Origin of the sequence: Neptuniibacter halophilus (assembly GCF_030295765.1) — a bacterium.
Lineage (GTDB): Bacteria > Pseudomonadota > Gammaproteobacteria > Pseudomonadales > Balneatricaceae > Neptuniibacter > Neptuniibacter halophilus.
Genome location: NZ_AP027292.1, coordinates 1,964,411 through 1,985,332, shown reverse-complemented (window position 1 = coordinate 1,985,332; position 20,922 = coordinate 1,964,411). Strand labels below are relative to the sequence as shown.

Here is a 20,922-nt window from a genome sequence, read left to right as displayed (position 1 = left end):
CTTATCCATGGCAACAGGAAATCGCGTGAAAACACTGATTATCGGCCCATCCTGGGTGGGCGATATGCTGATGAGCCAGTCGCTCTACCGCCACCTGAAGCAGCAGAACCCGGAGCGCGAAATCGATGTGCTCGCACCGGACTGGTGCCGCTCAGTACTGGCGCGGATGCCGGAAGTCAATCAGGCGATCGCCATGCCTGTAGGCCATGGCAGCCTGCAGTGGGGTGTGCGTAAGGCCGTTGCTGCCGAACTGGAAAGCACCGGCTATCAACAGGCCTTTGTTCTGCCCAACTCACTGAAATCTGCATTGATCCCCTGGTTTGCCCACATTCCACTGCGAACCGGCTGGCATGGTGAAATGCGCTATGGCCTGCTGAATGACCGGCGCCGGCTGGATAAACAAGCCTTTCCACTGATGGTACAGCGCTATGTCGCACTGGCCTGCCCCGCTGGCGCCCCGGCTCTGTCCCGTGCCGAGATTCTGCCGCCACAGTTGCGGGTCGACGCAGAAGCGCAGGCCGCTGCCCGGACACAGTTCAGTCTCGACGACACAGCGGCTGTGGCCTTTTGTCCCGGGGCCGAGTTTGGCCCGGCTAAACGCTGGCCGGATTACCACTACGCAGCGCTGGCCCGCAAGCTGATCGATCAGGGGCTGCAGATCTGGATTTTCGGTTCACCTAAAGATCGACCGGTAGCCGAACAGATCATCGCCCAACTGAAGCCCGGACAACGCGCCCACTGCCGCAATCTGGCGGGTGAGACCAGCCTGCCGCAGGCGATCGATCTGATCGCAGCCTGTCAGGCCGCCGTCAGCAACGACTCGGGGCTGATGCACATTGCCGCCGCAGTGAATACGCCGCTGGTAGCGCTCTATGGCCCTACCAGCCCGGATTTCACCCCGCCGTTGTCCGAACAGGCCGAAGTGATCCGTCTGATTGAAGGCTTCCATAAAATCCGCAAGGGCGATGCGGACCAGGGCTATCATCAGAGCCTGATCGATATCACCCCGGAGATGGCCCTCGAATCCCTGCACAAATGGCTGCCGCAAAGATGAAGGTACTGATCGTCAAAACCTCCTCCATGGGAGATGTTATCCACACCCTGCCAGCCCTGACCGATGCTGCCCGAGCCATTCCCGGCATTGAATTTGACTGGGTTGTCGAAGAGAACTTCCGCGAAATTCCTTTGTGGCACAGTTCGGTAGGCGAAGTTATTCCGGTAGCCATCCGCCGCTGGCGGAAAAACCTGCTGCAGACCTGGCGAGGTGGCGAATGGCAGCGCTACCGGCAACAGTTACAACGCACTGAATATGATGCGGTCATCGACGCTCAGGGGCTGTTGAAAAGCGCCCTTCTGGCGACACGGCTGGCCAAAGGCCCCAGCTTTGGTCTCGATAAAAGCTCAGCCCGGGAACCACTGGCCGCGCGGTTTTACGATCATCCCATCCCGGTGGCTAAAAATCAGCACGCCGTAGAGCGGGTTCGGCAACTGTTCGCGGCGGCACTGGGCTACCCCCTGCCAGCCGAACGCGGGGATTTTTCCATCCGCCATCACTTTGTCGATGCAGAGCAGGCACACAGCCCCTATCTGGTGTTTCAGCACAGTACCACCCGGTTCGATAAACACTGGCCGGAACCCTACTGGCAACAGTTAATTAAGATAGCCGGAGACGCCGGCTGGAAGATCAAGCTGCCCTGGGGTAATGCCAACGAACAACAACGGGCAGAGCGCCTGGCACAGAGCCACCCAAACTGCGAAGTGCTCCCCCGGCTCAGTCTGAATCAGGTAGCAGCGGTGCTGGCCCATGCGCAAGCCTGCGTGTCGGTCGACACAGGTCTCTCCCATCTCGCGGCGGCACTGGATATTCCGAATATCATTCTGTTTGGCCCAACCGACCCCGGACTGGTTGGTGGCTACGGCAAAGACCAGGTTTGTCTGAAAGCGGCGGACTACCCTGCAGCAGAAAGCAACGTCGAACCTGAGATCTTCCGCAACCTGACCCCGGAAATTGTCTTCGCTCAATTAAAGGCCCATCTTTAGCGTTCAACCGGCTTTTTATGCCTGAAACGGGCAACTTTACGTTTACCCGATGCGAGACAGCGCCTAGGATGAGATAAGCCCTCGCTGAAAAGTTTACAACGTTATGCTGGAGTCACTCTTAGAACGGATCGACCATCAGGCCTTTGCCCGATTCTCGGAACAGATCAAACATGCGCTTGCCGAGCACCACCTCTGGTTACAGCGGATAAATCTCGCCATTGCGGCACGGGAATCAATCGATGAACCATCCTTTACCGCAGCCGATGCCCACCAGCATTGTCATTTTGGTGGCTGGATCGAACAACTGCTGCGTGATGAGACCTTTCACAACCCTACCTGTATAGAAATCGAAACCCTGCACCAACAGCTCCACCAGAGTGCACGCAACCTGTTACTGGACTTCGATCAGAACGGTCAGTTTAACCGCGAACGTTATGCCGAATTTCTCGACATTCAACGGCTGTTTTTCAATAACATCCTGCAACTACTCGAATTTGCCGTAGCCAGCCAGCAGCAGTTCGACCCACTGACCAATCTGCTCAACCGCAAGAGCATCATGACCATTCTCTCCGGGCAGATCTGTCAGATCAGTAACAGCCCGGAAGCAAACACCTGCTGTGTTGCCCTCGCCGATATTGATCATTTTAAGAAAGTGAACGATCAGTTCGGGCACGACGTGGGCGACAGGGTATTGCAGCATACTGCCAGCCTGTTCCAGAAGAGCATCCGGCGTCACGACTCCGTAGCCCGGATTGGCGGCGAAGAGTTTCTGTTTATTCTGCCCGATATGAGCATGGACGATGCACTTCAGGTCATCGAGCGGGTCAGGCTGCGGCTGGCTGCTAACCAGATGCACTTTCAGGAGCAGAGCATGGTTGTGACTGCCTCCTTTGGCCTGACCCGGCTGGAACCGGGCGAACAGATCGAAACGCTGCTGAAAAAAGCAGATACGGCCATGTATCAGGCCAAAGCCGCCGGCCGCAATCAGACCTGTTGCTTCAGCACAGACTGTCCACAGCAGAGTTCCCCCCTGCGCTCCTGAAACTGAACTTTTAACCTATTGAATCTTATAGGTAACTGTTATTAACTGTGGTTAATCAGTCAGATCCTGAAGCCAGGCCCGAAACCCTGAAGGGGAGAATCATGACCCAGAACAAATCCCCGGTAAGATATTCGCCCGCTCTGTTGCGGCAGCGAGATCCCGGTTCTAAAGTAGATTAATCTGAGTGATCAACCTGGCAGCCGCCCGCCCATAAAAATAAAATCCGTTGTAGCAGGCTTACCTTGGCAGATAACGTTCAACTTCCTATCAAACATTCCAACCCCACCCGGGTCTTGCTGGCGCTGATTATCCTGCCGCTGATACTGGTGGCTTTCGGTGCCGGTCTGGTTTATCTGAACCTGTTCTCGCAGACCGAGCTGGAAGCCCGGGCGCACAGCCTCAACGTAACCAAGCTGCTGGCCAGCCAGACCAATGCCTTTATTCGCAACCGCAGCCACTCCGTCAGCCTTCTGGCGGGTGAGGGTGAACTGCGCGACTATCTCGAACAGGGCGCTCCGGCGTCCGAGTGGCATCAGATCCACCTGCTGCATAAGCGTTACTGTGAAACCCTGCAGGCTTCGATCTGCTACCTGATGAATTCCGAGGGGCTGACACTGGTCGATAACCGACTCGGAAAACGCTCACTCACGGGTAACAACTACAGTTTCCGTCCCTATTTTAAACAGGCTCTTCAGGGTATCCCCAGTGTTCATCTGGCGCTGGGAGTGACCACTAAAAAGCGCGGCATCTATTTCAGCAGCCCGGTTTACTCCAGTCATCAGAAGGTGATCGGCGTCAGCGTCATCAAATACGAACCCGGCCTGATCGAAAGCTACTTTTCTGAGCTGACCGGACAGGCCGCATTGATGGACCCCAACGGCGTGATCTTCGCCTCCAATGAAGCCGGCTGGTTATATAAAACCCTGTTCCCGATGACTGAGCGCCAGCAGATGCAGATCGCCGAGTCTCGTCAGTTTGGCGATACGCTTCCGGAAACACTGGGCTTCCAGAGCAATGCTGTCGGTCAGGCCAGCGCGCCTGATAAAAGCACCTACCTGCTGGAGCAGCAAACCATCGACGCACTGCCGGGCTGGTCCATCGCGTATCTGTTGCTGCCCGACAACTACCACACCCAGAGCCAGCTCGGGCAGCATCGCTCGGCACTGGGGATACTGCTTCTGCTGTTCATTTTCACCCTGGTTGCGGTTTTTAAGTTATATCAGCGGCTGCAAACCAGCATGGTGACCAGCCAGCGTTATCAGCGCCAGCTCGAACAGAGCGAAGATCGTCTGCAGCGCTTTGAACAGGTCAGCTCGGAAGTGATCCTGATCCATAACAAACAGGGGATTGTCGACGTAAATCGTCAGGCTGAGGCACTGCTGGGCTACACCCACGAGGAGTTTCTCAATCTGGATGCACGCGATCTCTTCACCCCGAAGAGTCTGGAAACAGCACTGAAGCATATCCGGCAGGGCTCAGAACAGCCTTATCAGGCCAAGGTCAAAACCCGTCAGGGTGAAATCATTCCGGTAATTGTCACCGGCCGTTCAGTGCTGTGGGAGGGACGCGCTGCCCGCGCAGCTTCCTTCCGTGATATCCGCAAGCAGCTTGAGGTACAGAAAAAACTCAGTGCCAGTGAATTCCGTTTCCGCCAGCTCTCCGATCTGGTCGCCGAGGGGCTGTTAATTCACAGTAACCAGAACATCATCGATGTAAACCAGTCGTTCTGCAGCATCATCGGCGAACGCCGGGAAGATCTGGTTTCAAAGTCACTCAGTCACATTTTCAGCCCGGAAACCCTGCAGAAGATCATCACAGAATCCGGACGTAATCAGAGTTTTGAACTGACGCTGCAACGCCGCGACGGCAGCCTGTTCCCGGCGGAGATCACCAGCGCCAGTATGCAGTTTGAAGACGGCCTGTATAACGTGCTTTCGATTCGCGATATCAGCCGCCAGAAGGAGCAGGAAGAACATATTCTCTATCAGGCTCAGTATGATCTGTTAACCCATATTCCTAACCGTTTTCTGGCCAAAGACCGGGCGGAACAGGCCATCCGCGCCGCTGACCGCCACCAGCAGAAGCTGGCGCTGATGTTTGTTGATCTGGATGGCTTCAAGAAGGTCAACGACAGTCTCGGTCACGACGTCGGCGACCGCCTGCTGCAACAGGCCACCCAGCGTCTGAAACACTGTCTGGAACCCCACCATACACTGGCCCGGCAAGGGGGCGATGAGTTTCTGATCCTGCTTGACGAACTGCAAACCCCGGAACAGGCTGAACTGGTAGCTGAGCAGATTCTGGAACAGTTCTCACAACCGTTTGATGTGCAGAACAAGCAACTGGTAGTCACCACCAGCATCGGTATCTCCATCTACCCTGATGATGCGGATGATTTCCCGGCACTGCTGCGGGCGGCAGATATCGGCATGTACAAGGCGAAAAAGGATGGGCGAAACCGCTTCCATTACTACACTCAGGAGATGAACGATATCGCCACCCGGCAACTCGAACTGGATAATAATCTTCGTGATGCACTGGATAATGGCGAGTTCAGTCTGGCGTTTCAGCCACTGATCAGTAGCAATGGCGGCGAAGCCAGGATCAGTGGCGCAGAAACCCTGCTGCGCTGGCACTCCCCTACGCTGGGAATGGTATCACCCACCGAATTTATCCCATTGACCGAACAGACCGGCCTGATTATTCCGATTGGCCGCTGGGTACTGGAGCAGGCCTGTGGTCAGGCCCGAAAATGGATCGATCAGGGCCATAGCCACTTTTCTATCTCCGTTAATGTCTCGCCAAGGCAGTTTAAAGGCAATAATCTGGTGGATGATCTGCGATATGCGCTGGAGCGCCATGACCTGCCCGCCCGGCATCTGGTGATTGAAGTCACGGAAGGCCTGCTGATTGAGGCCACACCAGAACTGAGTCAGACCCTGAATGAGATCTCAGCGCTCGGGGTCAGGCTGTCGATGGATGACTTTGGTACCGGCTACTCTTCTCTCAACTATCTGAAGACCTTCCCGTTTAACAACCTGAAGATTGACCGCTCATTTGTGATGGAGCTGCCAGCCAATAAAGATGCTCAGATTCTGGTCACGGCGACCATCGCCATGGCTCACCAACTGGGGCTGAGTGTCACCGCCGAAGGGATCGAAACTGAAGCGCAGTATCAGTTCCTGCAAAGCCAGCACTGTGATCTGTTACAAGGTTTTTATCTTGGTAAACCCTTGCCGGCAGCCGAGTTTGAGAAGCTGTTCAGCAGCCGTATCCCGGCCCGTTGATACCTCTTCCGATGGCTGTATCCCTGGCCTATACTCCAACCAGATTCAGCGCAACATAAGAAGAATAGGGATATGCCTGTGAATATTTTATTTGTCTGTCGTCATAATGCGATTCGCTCCCAGATAGCGATGATTCTGGCAAACCATCTGGGAAAGGGAAATGTCACCGCGGTCAGCGCAGGCATCGAGCCGACACCGGTTCCGGAATTTATTCAGCAATGGGCTGCAGGGATCAACAAGCAGGCGCAGCCCTTACAATCCACTCAACTGGAAACGTTGGCTGACCAGCATTTTGATATGATTATTACGCTCTGCGATAAGAGCCATCAGGCCATTCCTGAACTGGCTTCAGACCGGGAGCACATCCGCTGGGATTTTTCTCATCCGGATGACCCGGAGCAGCTACGCCATCTGGAGATAGAGCTGGCCGAAAGGCTCCGTCTGATGTTTCTGGCTAAAGGCCTGATCCACTGACAGCGCGAAACAGGGCTAGGGCTCATATATCTGAGCCCCGGCACTGACGGCAATAGCATAAAGCCGCTGCCGGTGTTCCTGTAACAGTGTATACACGTTCAGATCAATCTGCCCTTTCGCAGCCATGCTGTCCATTATCTGCAACACCTCATCCACACTCAGCCGATCCCGGTAGGGGCGCTTCTGACAAAGTGCCTGAAAGATATCCGCAATACAGAGAATCCGGGTGGGCAGGTCGATCTGTTCAGCATGCCAGCCAAAGGGATAACCGGAGCCATCCAGTTTTTCATGATGTTCAGAGGCCCAGCGGGCAATCGGAGTATCAGGGAAGATGGCCTGCAAAACCCGCTTACTGTCCAGCGGGTGGCTGTGCATCTGCGCAGCCTCATCGGCCGACAGAGGCCCCGCCTTTTCCAGAATTTCATCCGGGGTGCGCAACTTACCCACATCATGGAGTAAGCCGGCAATACGCAACAGCCGGGCATCGTAAGACCCGACTCCGGCCAGCCCGGCCAGCGTATAAGCCAGGTCTGCCACGCGCAGGCTGTGGTAGTGGGTAAACGGGCTTTTGGCGTCCACTACCTGAGAGATCAGCTCCCCGAGCGCTTCGATCTCATTAAAATTCAGCGAGATCTTATAATCCCCGGAATCCAGCGTCTCAAAGATTGCCTCATCCAGATATTCATCGCGCAGCTCCAGCCAGAAGCTGTCTTTCTCGGCCGCGACCCGCAGCGCCTGATAGAGCGTTTCCGAAAATAGCGTACCCACATAAGGCAGCAGATCGTCGAGCAATTCATGGCGCTGTAACAACACCTGATGATAGGGGTGTTCACTGACAAACACCGCATAGCGTACATCGAGCCGGTCAGCGAGAAAGATCAGATTGGCATATTCACGGGTTTCCGGATCAAGGGTATCCGGCAAAGACGCCCAACGGGTGTGGTGATAACGAATCGCCGGAGCATAAGCCTGAAACGGTGGAAAACTACGGAGAAACTTATCGCCGCGGATACAATGCTGTTCCGCCCCCTGCCACTCCATCTCATCCACCAGTTTCTTATGCACCGACGTGGATGAAACGCCGCAGTCATGCAACATACCCGCCAGCAAACTGAAATGGCGGCGCTGACGATTCCAGCCCAGCAGATGCGCTATCCGGTGACAGATCAGACCGACTCGGCGGCCATGACTTTTGTCGTCAATGCCAACATAATCCAGCGCTTTAGTCAGGGTGTGTGCTGCGCGGCCAACATCCACATCCATGCCAACAACCGTTTCGGCGGCCACTTCCACTCTGATATCCAACACCTTTCCCTCCGGAGCTGCAGCGAGCGCGACAATACTACCAAGTAAAGTTCAGACGGGGGGCATTCGTCAAACCAGACCACACCGGTCTGGTTTGACTGCAAAATCAGAGAATGCAGTGCTTGGTAAAGTCCTTCAGCTCATTGGCGCTCCAGTCGCCCTTAGGCTTCTCTTTCAGTTCTGCACACCACTCTTTTGAACCCACTTCAGGTGAGCAGCCCTGCAGGGTCAGCAATGGCAGAGCAAAGAGCAGAGCAACCGTGAGTTTCGTCAGCTTTTTCATTTTCAGTCCTTTCCTGTTTAAAGTCCCGGGGTACTCCCGGGGCACCCCATCATAGCAACCCGGCCGTCCTGATCCCAAGCGTAAAATCCGCAAGCCCTGACTGCATCCTGCTACCAGCCCGGTTGCAATATGTATATACGTTGCATATATATAAATTATCCATTCAGCCAGTGAGGAGAGAAGCGATGCACCTGATCCGAAGCTTTTATCTGTGCCTGAAAAACCTCAGCACCGGCGAACAACTCCTCTGTCTCTGTGTTTTACTGGCCCTGATCCTCGGCGCGGTCACTGCAGAGCACCTGATGGTACAACTGTATCTGATCATCGCTGCCTGCCTGTTACCGGTATTTATTCTGATACGGGGCTGCATTCAGGATCTGGATAAGCTGATCTCCCTGTACGATCAGATCCTCGCAACCATGAAAAAGCACGAGCCCCGGTGAGCGATGAGCGCTCTCCAACAAGCCGTTTGAGCGTTATCCGCGCCTGTCTTTCAAAGTTTCGGCACATAAACCGGGCATTCCTGCTCTGGCATCCGTTTTGCTCTGTGGATTACAGACAACATCGATTCGGGGTACCCATGCAAAAGCAATCGCCCACCCCGGTCTGCCTCAGAGGAGTGACCCATGACTACAGCAAGACCCAAAGCACAACCTACCCTGCAAATTGAAAATGACCGCGTGATTGTCACGGAGTGGCGGTTCCCGCCCGGCGCTGAAACCGGCTGGCATCAGCATGGCCATGACTATATCGTCATCCCCGGACTTGACGGTGATCTGTTACTGGAAACCGCCGAAGGCGAGAGCCGCAGCGCACTGAAGCTCGGCCAGTCCTATTTCAGAACAGCCGGGGTAAAGCACAACGTGATTAATGCTAACGATTACGAGTTTGCGTTTGTTGAAGTAGAACTGAAATAAAGCGGCAAACGGTAAACAGGTGATCTGGCGGGTAGAACGCTGTCAGATCTCGTAGGTGACGGGCGAATGGTTCAGAGTCATCAGTTGCTCAAAGTGAAGCCGATGCAACAGCTCGAGCACAGCCCCGTGAGGGTTCAACAGACTAAAGCGGCATTCGTACTGCGCGGCTATCTCATTCAATTCCAGAAAACAGCCCAGCAGCACCTTATCCAGCGCCTCGGTCTGGCTCAGATCCAGCGTTACCGAGATCCCGCCCTGCAGGTGAGACAAGCACTGATTTTTTAACGGTGTACAGAGATTTTCACCGCACTGTATAGGCAAGCTGATGGTAGCGCCACGCCCATGCTCGTCGGTAAATTCAAACAAACTGCCCACGCTTAAACCCTGTATTTATCATTATGTTGTACAAAGCTAGCAAACAGAGATCGGTTTGTCCTTATGTTTTTATAGCGTTGCAGTCTGGGACTATTAAAACGCCATCATCTTAATGATCCACCCAGGAGAAACAGCTCTACTCCGTTGTATTGGAACTAATGGGCTAACCTCTATCTGGTTTCACACGGGCTAATTCATGCTACATTTTCCTTGTGAAAAACTGATTCTTGTTCTCGCAGGGTGAAAATGGAGTATCCATCTATGCAGAAGAATACAGGCTTTACTCTGATCGAGCTGATGCTGGTGATTGCTGTCATCGGCATATTGGCCGCGATTGCTGTTCCGACTTATCAACGTTATATCCATTCGGCCAAGTCGGTGGATCTGATTGAAAAAATTGAAACTCTGCGTGAGCGCGTAGCCATCGAAATAAGTCAGGCAAACTGGCCGGCTCAGTTACAGACCCCGCCGCAATCAGGATTATGGCCTGCACCCCTGAAGCTGAACCCGGAACTCTTAAAAACCCCGCACTTTCTTACCCAGACCGCCATTAGCGGCAGTAACCGCCCTATTGCCGTATTTATGGCCTCAGATGCTGACGGTCGCTTTATCATTGACGAAGCGCGTAAGCACCTACCCGAGAGCTGGATTCATGGCTATTACAACCGGACTATGCTCAGTGTCTGGCTCGCGGATCCACAACCCTCGGGCAACACCCAGCCCCCTGCTCATTCCAGCCCGGCAGCAGAAACGCCCTCACCGACGGGTAGCACAACCGCCTCTACCCTGAATCCGGGAACGCCAGTTACAAGTCATGCAGCAGCATCGCTCGCCGTCCAACAATCACAGCAATCACCTCAGACGAGCAATCCCCCTGTGACTCAGGCACCGGCACAAGTAACAAATTCACAGCCGCCAGCCGTCCAGTCGACACACATTCAGGTGGTAACTATTCCACCTGAATGTATCAAACGAAACGGCGGTTATTATCACCGCAATCCCCACCGGCCTAATTGTCCCCTTTGAACTGAAGGTACCGTAGTATGAGTGAGATTCAAGATTACATCGCCATGGCCGTTGCGAAGGATGAATCCAGCGGCACAAGTCATCAGGTGAGCAAAAGACAAAACAAGCGGTTTAACCTGTTCCTCTGGCCTTTGTTAATTATTCTGATTCTGGCTGAAGGCGAACATTACAAACTGGCTCACGAACTGGCACCGGACGAACACCATCTCAGTAATATCGACCAGTTGTACGACGAAGCTGAAAAGCAACTCACGCAACGCTATCAGGCGGGCGAATCACTTCTGGCTCCTTTTGAAAACCCTATATTGGCAGCTTCGATCGGGGTTTTGCCCCAAGGTAACAACAAAATCACCCTGTTCTACCGAGGAGATCATACACAAGCCCCGGGTCGGGAACTGATTTTCAGCGAGAGTTAACCCATGAATTCCCTGCAATGGCTTCAACTACTGTTAATTAAACTTTGTCCGGATCATGCTACGGAGCTAGAGAAAACAATCCTCACAGAAGACCCATCACAGAGCTGGAAACGTCTTTGTCAGGCCACAGATCTGGGCAGTACAGAGTTGTTCAACTTTTTACACGAACAGACTCATATACCCTGCGCTACCCCCGACCGTTTAAGCAAGAGCCGGGTATCGCAGATCAAAGAGTCGATTGCCAGAAAGTATGCGGTGATTGGCTGTGGCAAAGAGGGCAATACCCTGCACCTCGCCTGCTGCGATCCATTTAACGAAAAGCTGGCCCACGAACTTGCGTTTCAAATGGGGCATAAGGTGGAGTTATTCTTCGCACCGCCGGAAGAGATAGATAACGCTATCAACCTGACCTACGCCTTGCCAGTGGAGTCGAGCCGCAGTTTGTGGATATCTGATGAAGAACTGACGCAAGCAGCCAGCCCTGATCAGGTCATTGAACGGATCTCACTGCTGATTCTGGATGAAGCCGTGAAAAAAAACGCCAGCGATATTCATATCCAGCCTTTTCTCGGGGGCGGACTGGTCCGATACCGGGTCGACGGACAATTGATTCGCGGCCCCAGCCTGCCAAAAACGGTGCAAGACTCGGTTATTCGCTTCATTATGACCTGTGCGCATCTGGATACCTCCAACCACAGCACGCCACAAGACGGGCGAATCCAGATGAACATTAACGATCAGGCATTTGACCTGAGGATCTCCATTCTACCCAGCCATGACAGCCAGAGACTGGTGATTCGTCTGCTGAGTCAGAATCGAAAATTTTCCATGAGCAAGCTAGGCTTCCCATTAGCAGAACAGCATGCTCTTGAGCGCCTCTGTCAGGAAAGCCGTGGCCTGATCCTGTTTACGGGCCCAACAGGCTCAGGTAAAACCACCAGCCTGTACACCTTGCTGAGCCAGTTAAACACACCCAACCGAAATATCATGACTGCCGAAGACCCGGTCGAATATCGCATCCCGGGCATCAGTCAGATCGAAGTAGATGATAAGCGCGGCCGAGGGTTCGGCAGCATTCTAAAATCCATGCTCCGGCAAGACCCCGATATCATTCTGATTGGTGAAATTCGCGATACGGAAACGCTACAAATTACCTTACAGGCCGTAATGACAGGGCATCTGGTATTTGCCACCCTGCATACATCTGATGTACCTGGCACTATCCGGCGCCTTCTGGATCTGGGCGCTTCACAGGGACAACTGGCTGAAGGGCTCAAAGGCATTATCGCTCAGCGTATGGCTCGCCAACTGTGCGATACCTGCGCTGAGCCGTTGGTTCATCATAACCATCTGGAAAAACTATTTGCGGAGGCGACCCAGGAAAACCCGGCCATGAGAGAAGTCGGTTGCGAAGCCTGCAACTATACGGGTTATAAAGGCCGCTTCCCGCTTATCGAGGTATTTGAGCCTTCTGACCAGCATATTGAGGCTCTGCGGCTGGATAAGTTTCTTGAAACCACCCAGACGGAATCTCAAAGAAGCATGAACGTGATAGCAACCGAAGCAGTAGTATCGGGTATTACCAGCATTGCCGAAATCAGTCGGGTTCTGGGGGCCCATTATTGGCGAGCATTCAACTCTCTGATCATGCAGGATGCACTGAACACAACTCAACAGGATCAGGGAAGCAGTGAAACCAGCCTGTTGTTTATCGGCACGGACAAACCGATCGGAGATGAGATCGATACGACACTCCCTTATCCTCTGTTCAGGGCTGAAACCCCTGAAAAAGCTCGGGAGCTACTGCATCAACATGCAGGCATCTTCGCACAGTTCATTATGTTAAGAGAGGATCAGGAGATCACTCAGCAATTGGCAGAGATACGTAAGTCTCTGGCCTGGGCCGGGTTGCCTACGGTATTCATTATCGAATCTATAAAGCCTGAACATGAGCAATTATTCAACAAATTCAAAGTTACCCGCTGGCTCAGCCTGCCATTGGAAAGCGATCAATTGCAGCAGATTGCTGCAGAGATGATCGAACACTGAGGAGACATCACGACGTCACTCTCCCACATCACGATGGCTTGCCGGGTGTCCTGTCTTTGCCCTCGCAGGAGGACAGCATAATGAACGATCCCAGAGGCAAAATTACTGTTTTTTATGACGGCAGTTGCCCCCGTTGTATTCAGGACAGAAAAAATTATGAAGCAAAAGAACCAGCAAACCTCGAACCTGTCGAGTGGTTTGATATCACGGGTCAGGAAAAGCTGCTGCAACAACTGGGAATCGAGCCTTACAAAGCTCTGACCGAATTACATGTCCGTAACCCGGATGGTGAGATTCTCTCAGAACTGGATGCCTATCAGGTCTTATGCCGCCGTATCCCAGAATATCGTCTGGTTGGCTGGCTGATCGGCTTGCCATTCATTCGCCCTGTCGCCAGTGGCCTTTATCGCTGGATGGTACGGCGCAGGCTGAGAAAGCAGGGGCGATTATAAAGCACAGCTTCACCCCTCCCCATCCGTTGACCTGAATCAGCTTTCAGACCGATTGGTTGGTTTAAGTCAGCTTAAACACCTACACTGGTTCCACCCAACCATCAGGGGAGTCTGCGCGTGGAGAAAAATAAACACCTCACCTGCGGCCAGTGCTTAAAGCAGGCCGTCGATATCCAACTGGGTGTCAGTAACCAAAACTGGGATGAACTGGGCAAAGGCAAATCAAAATGCGGCCCCTGCCTGCAAACCGTGAAAGCGCAGTTCAGCGAGACCGGGGAACAGGTTTCAACCGCCGGCACCGCTACAGTATGTAACCCCTGATCAGCCCGTATAACGCAGAAGATAGAGCACCACAGGGAGCGTTCCCAACCCTGCCGTTAACAGAATACTGAACCTGCCGGGCCTGATCAGCATACTTTTCTCCGGTTTATCCGGGTGGTGATACACCACGATCGATCCATCCGCTTTGTGCTTAATTCCCTTTAACTGCAGCAGCGACACACCCCGCAGGCTCCCACTGGCAGACATAACCCAGGAAGATACTTTACTGCCCCGATATTCACGCCCTGCCACCTGATAAACGTAGAGCGCTTCAGCCATATAGTGCTGTTCAGTCGCCAGATTCTCATGTCCGACCTTTACGGCACCTGCCTGCAGCAATTGCCCATCAACCGCTTTCCAGCGCTGCATCCGCAGTTGTAAAACAACCGAGACAGCGCAGGCCAGACACCCATATGCCGCGATACAGAAAAACAGAGCCTGATGGTCTCCTGCCAGGGCTTTCTGAAAGATCTCATACAGATACATTGTGCTGCCTTTTCTTCTCAGCAATTCGATGATGGTTGCGGGCTACATACGATCACGAACCAGATTAACCCGATCCGCAACTGGAACCAATCCATATCAGCTCATCTCGCGTACAGGACAAAAACCATCAGGGAGACTCAGATGAACTGGCTTTACTCTGTCACCATTATGGCGCTGCTGGGGTTCCTGATGCTCAGCAAGCCCCTGAATGCAGCAGAACCCAAACAGAGCCCACTCTGCCCTCAGAGTCTGGATTTCACATTTAAACGTTTGGGCGAAGCTCAGCAGGTGCACCTCTGCCAGCATTATCTTGGCAAGTTAATACTGGTCGTCAACACCGCGAGTAAATGCGCCTACACCCCGCAATATGATGGCCTTGAGCAACTTTACCGGGAATATAAAGACCGGGGTCTGGTCGTGCTCGGTTTTCCCTCAAATGATTTTGCCGGTCAGGAGCCGGGAACCGAGCAACAGATTCTGGAGTTTTGCCGCCTGACCTACAGCGTTGAGTTCCCTATGTTCGAAAAAGTTCACGCCGCCCGGGGCAAAGCGGACCCGTTCTACCAGTTTCTGGCCAGAAAGAGCGGCGAATACCCCGGCTGGAATTTTCACAAATACCTGATCGCTCCTGATGGGCAGGTAGTCGGCAGCTTCAAAAGCCATATCAAACCTTCGGACCCTGAATTCAGGCGCTTTATCCGGGGTTACCTGCCGTCCCTCTGATGCGTAAACGACCGGGGTGCATGAGCTCAGGGTTTCCAGTGCAGTTCGGTCTCAAGAAAGTCCGGGAAGACTGTTTCTGGCTGACCGACCATTTCATCGTAGCTGCAGCAATCCCTAACCAGTTGAAAGCGATCGACCTGTAGCGCCTCAAATTTGTCTTTTATCTGCCCCAGACTGTTAAACCGGGCCGGCGCTTTCCCGGCGTAAAGAAGCACAAGCGAATCACCGGTTTGTACCCGAACCTGATAAAGCGACCAGTCGATCGACCGGATCTGAACCCGTTTCAGAGGTTGTAAGCTGATGAGCTGATCAAACTGTAGTTTATCCATATGAGCTAACTCCTCAGTCAGCAGGTAATCATGCCATCTCCGCTTTCAGCGGGGATGTAAACTGACGGATCACTTCCCCAGCAAGCAGGGAGGCACTTCGCCAGGCACCCTCAGCTCCCCCCACCGCCAGCCAGTCACCACAGGCGCCAATAGCGCTGCGCTCATCCCAGAGAAAAGGCTCACCCAGCCCCTCATGACGGGCATACAACCAACGATGCGTTCTCTCTGATATCACCTTTGGACTGGCAGGCAACAGGCTGGAAAAAGCCGCCTTAAGACTGGCGGAGATTTGCGCCGGCGGGGCATCACAATACTCCGCGCTCCACTGCTCATTTGCCTCCAGCACCCACACCTCGCTCTCAGCCGAAGCGATCCGGCCCGGCTTATGACTGTTATGACACACCCGCAGCAACTGTGGGTGTTCACCCAGTATTAACTCCGATCGCGGGCCTGCTCCGGCCGGAATTTCCAGAACCTGAACCCAGCGAGGAAAAGTAGCCACGGCAGCAGCCCTGTGCATAAAGCGTGGTAACGCCTCCAATAACGCAACTGCCTGTCTGGCCGGCGTAGCGACCACCACTGCATCGTAATGCCCGATCGCCTTGCCGTGCTCATCACGCAGCACCACACCCTGACCGGAACCGACCCGCTCGGGCCAGAGCGATCCCACCCGTAACTGCGGAATAAACTCAGCGCCCTGAATCAACCGCCGGGTCAACGCACTCTGACGAGGGCTGACCACGAAGTATTGCTCCGGTTTAAGAGACTCACCCGAAAAGTCACTGCGTTTTGGCTGCCAACGGCTTATCTCGGGTTGCTGCTGCAGCCAGTCGCAGAAAGCACCCGGATCTATTTCAAACAGTGGCGCACCCAAATCAGCCACCTGATCACCCAGACGACAACTGGCCAGCCGCCCGCCAGTACCACGGCTCTTATCAAACAACGTAACGGACATGCCCGCCTGCAAAAGGTGAGACGTTAAAACCGCGCCGGCCAGACCCGCACCAACCACAGCGATATGGGGATACGTAGATTTCATGGAATTTTCAGTACCTGATCACTTATAAAAGACGCAACATGCTTTGAATAACAAGCTGTTACGCTTATCAGGCGGGAATGGTTCAGTTAAGGAACAGCAGAGAGACACAGACAGCTTTGTTGTTTGCAAAAATTACTCGTAATAGTGAGCAACCAGATCCGCTACATAACCTGATTGCTTCAGCACCTGAATCGCCTCAGCAAAGCGTGCAGCCACACTGCCCTGAGCAGGGATAATATCGGGATTATCAGCCGATACGGGCAGGGCAGGATTATAATCGGGGTTTGCTACCGGCTGAAAATGAGCAGAAGCGCGGGAAAAACCCAGGTACATCGGTCTGGATTCACCGCAACAGGGATGAATTCGAACGCCGCTCTGAGGATGTTTTTTCAGGTAATACAACAGAGTGTCACGATGGTAGAGGTAGAAATCAGCCCGCCCCTCATCGATCATGGCGATCGCCCGGTCCAGATCCAGATTTTCGATAAACGTCACCGGAATACCGTAACGCTCTGCACCGAAGGTCGGGCCACCGTTCGCGACAATCAGCCTTCTGCCTTGCATCTGGCTGAGCTCGGTCACTTCAGCCAGACGATCCGACGAGAGAATACTGATCTTCGTTTCCAGACCATTCTCAATAAAAACCGCATAGCCGGCGCGAACCTCATTAAAGGAGAAACCCGGATAAAAATCGATCACCCCGGATCTCATACCCTGAATCACCCGCTTTTTAGGCAGACGGCTAACCTTCAGATTACAGCCAATCTGCCTTGCCGCTTCGTTGTACAGGTCAAAATAGAGCCCCCGGTTATCCGGAGCCTGATCGATCAGGGGCAGACGCTCACTGGTCCGATACCCCATCACCAACTCACAACCGAAGGCATTGGAAAATCCCAAAAGCAGCACAAGTGCTGCCACTACCTGTCTGGCTAAACCAGCCATCACTCACCCTCACTGCTATACGAACAGAGACATCGCCTCTGCTATTTATAGTAGATGAAGTGAGGGGGTGGATGAAAGCAAGCGTGGCAACTTACACAAACTCATCAGAGCAGCCGGTTATTCTGCGAGCAACTCCAACAGATACGCCTGTGCATCAGTGCTGCCTTCATCCGCAGAGCGCTGCAACCAATGTAACCCGGCCTCGCGGTTCTGTTCGGTGCCGATTCCCAGATAAAGAGCCTTACCATAGTGGTAACGCGCCAGTATCGAGTAGCCAGCCTCATCATCGGACTCAGCGCCCCGCTTCATCAGAGCAGTGGCATACTCCAGATCGCGGGGAACACCAATACCGGTTTCGTAGATCTGTGCCAGCCAGATCATCGAATACACATCATTCCAGCGCCGGATACAGTCTTCGAAAATGCTGATCGCCGCCCCGTGATTACCGGTTTTATCGGCAGCATAACCGTATAAACATTTAATCCGCTTATCTGAGTCGATATAGGCCTCATAACTCAGATCACTGGCCGCAGCCTCAACCGAGACCAGCCCCATTAAACCGATCACTATCGCTTTTACATTCATTATTTTTCGTCCTTGTGTAAATGAATCCATGAATTACATTCTGCGCTATCAGAGCGAACCCCATACACAGACCTTTTGCTTCACTCCCTGTGGTTGTAGAACCTGTATGCCGCACCGGCAATAGATACAAACAAAAACAGGGCCAAAGAACGAAAAGGATAAAAGACAAAAGTGCAGTGGGCAGGTACATAGGGAGCAGGTCACAGAGGCTCCATTCCCTTATTCTGAAGTTTGCAGCTAGACTTATCATCCAGATACTGAATTTGCGAGGTTAAGCAGACGTTGTTCGATCATCAAAGACGCTCCCTGACAATCGGAAGCCTCTGCTTATCCATATTACTTATCGGCTATTCCTTACCCGCGTATTCCACAGAAAAGGGTAGCATCCGGGTTGCCACCGTACTCTTCCCCCCTTACGTGACACTGAATAGCAATCAAGAGGTTTCAGGTCAGGCGGTTGATAAAGCCAAACAACTATTCAAACGCATAAACCTGACCCCCATCTTCATCCCGCTTCCCTGGAAACGCGCAATCCAGTCTGTAGAAAATCAAGAAGCAGACGTCATACTGCCTATTTTTCGCACAGCTACCCGGGACAGGCTTTTTCGATTTACGACACGTCCATTCATGGAACTCGACGTTGTGGTGTTTAAAGTGAAAGGCAAGCAATTATCGTCAGTGGATGGAACTCTCTCTTTCTTAAAAGGATTGCGCATCAGCAGAATCAGAGATGTAAGTACCTCAACTGAGTTTGACAAAATGGTCGCTGATGGGGAGATAACCATCATGCATGCTGACAGCATCCCACAACAAATGAATCAGCTACTTCAGGGGAGGGTGGATTTAGCTGTTGGTATTTCAGGAACACACCTACCGTTTTCAGGCGAAGGGAAACCTGAAATCATCCCCATACCGATTTCAACTCGCAGTGCCTTCATAGCAACCAGCTTTTCTGCTCAGCACGCCGGTTTGTTTGAGCAAATTGAGTCTGCTCTGCTCTCAATGGAGCAACAGGTTCAGGGGGAATGACATCCCACCGGCACTAAGAGCATTGTGCGGCCAATAACAGATACGCACCGCCAACGTTTTTCGGTACGCCTTATGCTCAGGTGGAAAGGCCAGCAACAATCGAAGGGGAACGAGGAGGTAGGGGAGATAAAAATGGCGTGTTTGGAAGGATTACTCGGCTTCGCCTCGCCCTTCGGGTCGTTGCCAAAATGCGGCAACGTTGTCTCGCTGCGCTCGGCTCGAACCCCATCGGGGGTTGCTCACCCTCCAGTTCAGTACTCTAAATGTCGAACGGGTATAAACTGAAAGATGTGAAGAACTATAAAAAAGTGGCGCGCCTGGAGAAAGTCAAACCAATATCTCACAACATCCAATAACACCTTACAATAAAGTAACTTAAAGCAAAACGAGTCTCACAACGTCCATCAAAGACTAACCAAATCCATGCCATTTTAGGGTATTATTTAGGGTATACAAAGAAAGGACACCTCCATGCAGAGAAAACTAACTGACGCTAAGGTCAAAAATCTAAAACCCAAAAGTAAGAGCTACAAAACAGCAGATGGCGGCGGCCTTTATGTATTAACCAGAACAAACGGTACAAAGTCTTTTCGTTATGACTTCAAGCTTCATAACAAATACGCGACTATCACATTTGGACAATACCCTAGCCTATCTCTTTCTGAAGCTCGTCAGCTTCATGAGCAAGCACATCACGACGTTTTAAAGGGCAAAGACCCCAGAGCACAAAAAGACGCTGAGAAGCTCTTAGCGAAGCCATTCAGCTTCTACGCTCAAGAGATGATGTCTACACAGGACCTTAGACCTACAACTGCGAAAAAGAAGTTAGCCAAAATGGAGCGGCACTTGTTTAAACCCTTGGACACAAAACCAGTAGATCTAATAACCGCCATTGATTTGCTCAACTTACTCAAGCCTATTGCTGACAAGGGAAAACGAGAAACAGCAAAAGACTTAGCAACATATTGTCGCCAAACGTTCAATTACCTACTTAGTTTACAGCTTATCCAGAACAATCCAGCTGCAACCATTTCCGAACTCTTACCCAAGCCTAAAAAGTCAGTCAATTTTGCTCACATAACCGACCCAAAAGACTTTGCAAAAATCCTTCGCGGAATAGACACCTTTGATGGCGACCCATCTGTAAAGCTAGCTTTGCAACTCATGCCTCTAGTCATGCTGCGCCCATACAACATACGCTTTATGAAATGGGAATATATTAATTTTGAAGATAAGCTAATAAAAATACCTTCTAATGAAATGAAAATGGAAAGAGAGCATAAAATCCCTTTAGCAAAACAAGCCATTAAAATATTAAATAAAGCCCACCAGCTTTCACAAAAGCACGAGTATGTTTTCCTCACTGCATTTGGCTTAAGAACCGGAAAACCAATGAGCGAAAACACTCTAAACCAAGCCATCATACGCATTAGAGATGAAGATACGCACCAACCTATAGGCAGAGGAGTTATGACATCTCACGGATTTAGGCACACAGCATCAACCATGCTTAATGAACTTGGTTTTAACGCCGACGCAATTGAACTTCAACTAGCTCATGCAAGTAAGGACAGAATAAGAGCTACTTATAACAAAGCAGAACTTCTAGAGCAGAGAACGGTAATGATGCAGAAATGGGCTAACCACTTAGACTCAATAAAATTAGAAAAGAAGTAAGCCATAGGTTTTTCGAGATAACACAAAGGGCCTCAATACTCGCTAACCACTGCCCAACTTTGCTAGATATAGCTAGAGTATACATATAGCGCTTCACTGACACCCAGAGCTGCATTCATTATCAG

Annotated in this window: 23 protein-coding genes and 1 other RNA gene; 15 read left to right on the top strand and 9 right to left on the bottom strand. The window is 52.2% G+C overall.

What is annotated here, in order from left to right; genetic code table 11:
* The first annotated feature begins 25 nt into the window (after positions 1–25).
* From waaF to QUD59_RS09135, 5 genes are all read left to right on the top strand, one after another.
* Positions 26–1,054 carry a lipopolysaccharide heptosyltransferase II gene (gene waaF, locus QUD59_RS09155; protein ID WP_286236599.1) on the top strand — a complete coding sequence of 343 codons (1,029 nt, stop codon included), beginning with the start codon at positions 26–28 and terminating at the stop codon, positions 1,052–1,054.
* Entirely contained in the window at positions 1,051–2,040 is a 990-nt protein-coding gene (rfaC, locus tag QUD59_RS09150) for a lipopolysaccharide heptosyltransferase RfaC (RefSeq protein WP_286236598.1), read from the top strand. Before waaF ends, rfaC begins: the two co-directional genes overlap by 4 nt.
* Before the next feature lie 103 nt (positions 2,041–2,143).
* Positions 2,144–3,082 (top strand): diguanylate cyclase, encoded by a 939-nt coding sequence (locus QUD59_RS09145; protein ID WP_286236597.1) that lies wholly within the window; start codon positions 2,144–2,146, stop codon positions 3,080–3,082.
* A 242-nt stretch (positions 3,083–3,324) separates the two neighbouring features.
* Complete coding sequence (locus QUD59_RS09140; RefSeq protein WP_286236596.1) at positions 3,325–6,369, top strand: bifunctional diguanylate cyclase/phosphodiesterase; 3,045 nt, start codon at positions 3,325–3,327, stop codon at positions 6,367–6,369.
* Between the two features lie 78 nt (positions 6,370–6,447).
* A complete protein-coding gene (locus QUD59_RS09135; protein WP_286236595.1) occupies positions 6,448–6,843 on the top strand; it encodes an arsenate reductase/protein-tyrosine-phosphatase family protein in 396 nt (131 codons plus the stop codon).
* Positions 6,844–6,858: 15 nt separating this feature from the next.
* Here QUD59_RS09135 and QUD59_RS09130 read toward each other — a convergent pair whose 3' ends face one another.
* Together QUD59_RS09130 and QUD59_RS09125 are read right to left on the bottom strand one after the other, a co-directional pair.
* Positions 6,859–8,151: an HD-GYP domain-containing protein gene (locus tag QUD59_RS09130; protein ID WP_286236594.1), complete on the bottom strand. Its 1,293-nt coding sequence runs from the start codon at positions 8,149–8,151 to the stop codon at positions 6,859–6,861.
* 103 nt (positions 8,152–8,254) lie between these two features.
* Positions 8,255–8,431 carry a DUF3012 domain-containing protein gene (locus tag QUD59_RS09125; RefSeq protein ID WP_286236592.1) on the bottom strand — a complete coding sequence of 59 codons (177 nt, stop codon included), beginning with the start codon at positions 8,429–8,431 and terminating at the stop codon, positions 8,255–8,257.
* Between the two features lie 185 nt (positions 8,432–8,616).
* Here QUD59_RS09125 and QUD59_RS09120 point away from each other — a divergent pair, with 185 nt between their 5' ends.
* Positions 8,617–8,874 (top strand): hypothetical protein, encoded by a 258-nt coding sequence (locus QUD59_RS09120; protein WP_286236591.1) that lies wholly within the window; start codon positions 8,617–8,619, stop codon positions 8,872–8,874.
* Positions 8,875–9,057: 183 nt separating this feature from the next.
* Positions 9,058–9,348: a cupin domain-containing protein gene (locus QUD59_RS09115; RefSeq protein ID WP_286236590.1), complete on the top strand. Its 291-nt coding sequence runs from the start codon at positions 9,058–9,060 to the stop codon at positions 9,346–9,348.
* Positions 9,349–9,390: 42 nt separating this feature from the next.
* Here the strand turns inward: QUD59_RS09115 and QUD59_RS09110 are convergent, their stop codons facing one another.
* Positions 9,391–9,723 (bottom strand): STAS domain-containing protein, encoded by a 333-nt coding sequence (locus QUD59_RS09110; RefSeq protein ID WP_286236588.1) that lies wholly within the window; start codon positions 9,721–9,723, stop codon positions 9,391–9,393.
* Positions 9,724–9,984: 261 nt separating this feature from the next.
* Here QUD59_RS09110 and QUD59_RS09105 point away from each other — a divergent pair, with 261 nt between their 5' ends.
* The 5 genes from QUD59_RS09105 to QUD59_RS09085 all read left to right on the top strand — a co-directional run bounded on the left by QUD59_RS09105 (position 9,985) and on the right by QUD59_RS09085 (position 13,987).
* The gene (locus QUD59_RS09105; protein WP_286236587.1) at positions 9,985–10,749 is read left to right on the top strand and encodes a pilin; all 765 of its coding nucleotides are present in this window, start codon (positions 9,985–9,987) and stop codon (positions 10,747–10,749) included.
* A 17-nt stretch (positions 10,750–10,766) separates the two neighbouring features.
* The gene (locus tag QUD59_RS09100; RefSeq protein WP_286236586.1) at positions 10,767–11,165 is read left to right on the top strand and encodes a hypothetical protein; all 399 of its coding nucleotides are present in this window, start codon (positions 10,767–10,769) and stop codon (positions 11,163–11,165) included.
* A 3-nt stretch (positions 11,166–11,168) separates the two neighbouring features.
* Positions 11,169–13,214, top strand: a complete 2,046-nt coding sequence (locus tag QUD59_RS09095) for a GspE/PulE family protein (RefSeq protein WP_286236584.1) — start codon at positions 11,169–11,171, stop codon at positions 13,212–13,214.
* Between the two features lie 80 nt (positions 13,215–13,294).
* On the top strand, positions 13,295–13,666 hold the full coding sequence (locus QUD59_RS09090) for a thiol-disulfide oxidoreductase DCC family protein (RefSeq protein ID WP_286236583.1): 372 nt from the start codon (positions 13,295–13,297) through the stop codon (positions 13,664–13,666).
* A 117-nt stretch (positions 13,667–13,783) separates the two neighbouring features.
* Positions 13,784–13,987: a hypothetical protein gene (locus QUD59_RS09085; protein ID WP_286236582.1), complete on the top strand. Its 204-nt coding sequence runs from the start codon at positions 13,784–13,786 to the stop codon at positions 13,985–13,987.
* On the opposite strand, the gene QUD59_RS09080 is transcribed toward QUD59_RS09085, so the two are convergent.
* The gene (locus tag QUD59_RS09080) at positions 13,988–14,473 is read right to left on the bottom strand and encodes a DUF3592 domain-containing protein (RefSeq protein WP_286236581.1); all 486 of its coding nucleotides are present in this window, start codon (positions 14,471–14,473) and stop codon (positions 13,988–13,990) included.
* A 141-nt stretch (positions 14,474–14,614) separates the two neighbouring features.
* Between QUD59_RS09080 and QUD59_RS09075 the strand changes: the two genes are divergently transcribed.
* The gene (locus QUD59_RS09075) at positions 14,615–15,196 is read left to right on the top strand and encodes a glutathione peroxidase (RefSeq protein WP_286240975.1); all 582 of its coding nucleotides are present in this window, start codon (positions 14,615–14,617) and stop codon (positions 15,194–15,196) included.
* Positions 15,197–15,222: 26 nt separating this feature from the next.
* On the opposite strand, the gene QUD59_RS09070 is transcribed toward QUD59_RS09075, so the two are convergent.
* The 4 genes from QUD59_RS09070 to QUD59_RS09055 form a co-directional block, all read right to left on the bottom strand.
* Positions 15,223–15,525 carry a DUF6482 family protein gene (locus QUD59_RS09070; protein ID WP_286240974.1) on the bottom strand — a complete coding sequence of 101 codons (303 nt, stop codon included), beginning with the start codon at positions 15,523–15,525 and terminating at the stop codon, positions 15,223–15,225.
* Between the two features lie 28 nt (positions 15,526–15,553).
* Positions 15,554–16,564, bottom strand: a complete 1,011-nt coding sequence (locus QUD59_RS09065) for an NAD(P)/FAD-dependent oxidoreductase (RefSeq protein WP_286240973.1) — start codon at positions 16,562–16,564, stop codon at positions 15,554–15,556.
* A 132-nt stretch (positions 16,565–16,696) separates the two neighbouring features.
* The gene (locus QUD59_RS09060) at positions 16,697–17,506 is read right to left on the bottom strand and encodes a substrate-binding periplasmic protein (RefSeq protein ID WP_286240972.1); all 810 of its coding nucleotides are present in this window, start codon (positions 17,504–17,506) and stop codon (positions 16,697–16,699) included.
* 117 nt (positions 17,507–17,623) lie between these two features.
* Entirely contained in the window at positions 17,624–18,091 is a 468-nt protein-coding gene (locus QUD59_RS09055) for a tetratricopeptide repeat protein (protein ID WP_286240970.1), read from the bottom strand.
* Between the two features lie 282 nt (positions 18,092–18,373).
* Between QUD59_RS09055 and QUD59_RS09050 the strand changes: the two genes are divergently transcribed.
* Positions 18,374–19,120 carry a substrate-binding periplasmic protein gene (locus QUD59_RS09050; RefSeq protein WP_286240969.1) on the top strand — a complete coding sequence of 249 codons (747 nt, stop codon included), beginning with the start codon at positions 18,374–18,376 and terminating at the stop codon, positions 19,118–19,120.
* Between the two features lie 133 nt (positions 19,121–19,253).
* On the opposite strand, the gene QUD59_RS09045 is transcribed toward QUD59_RS09050, so the two are convergent.
* Positions 19,254–19,383, bottom strand: a non-coding RNA gene (locus QUD59_RS09045) — RtT sRNA.
* A gap of 208 nt (positions 19,384–19,591) precedes the next feature.
* Between QUD59_RS09045 and QUD59_RS09040 the strand changes: the two genes are divergently transcribed.
* Positions 19,592–20,797 (top strand): tyrosine-type recombinase/integrase, encoded by a 1,206-nt coding sequence (locus tag QUD59_RS09040; protein WP_286240968.1) that lies wholly within the window; start codon positions 19,592–19,594, stop codon positions 20,795–20,797.
* The last annotated feature ends 125 nt before the right edge of the window (positions 20,798–20,922 follow it).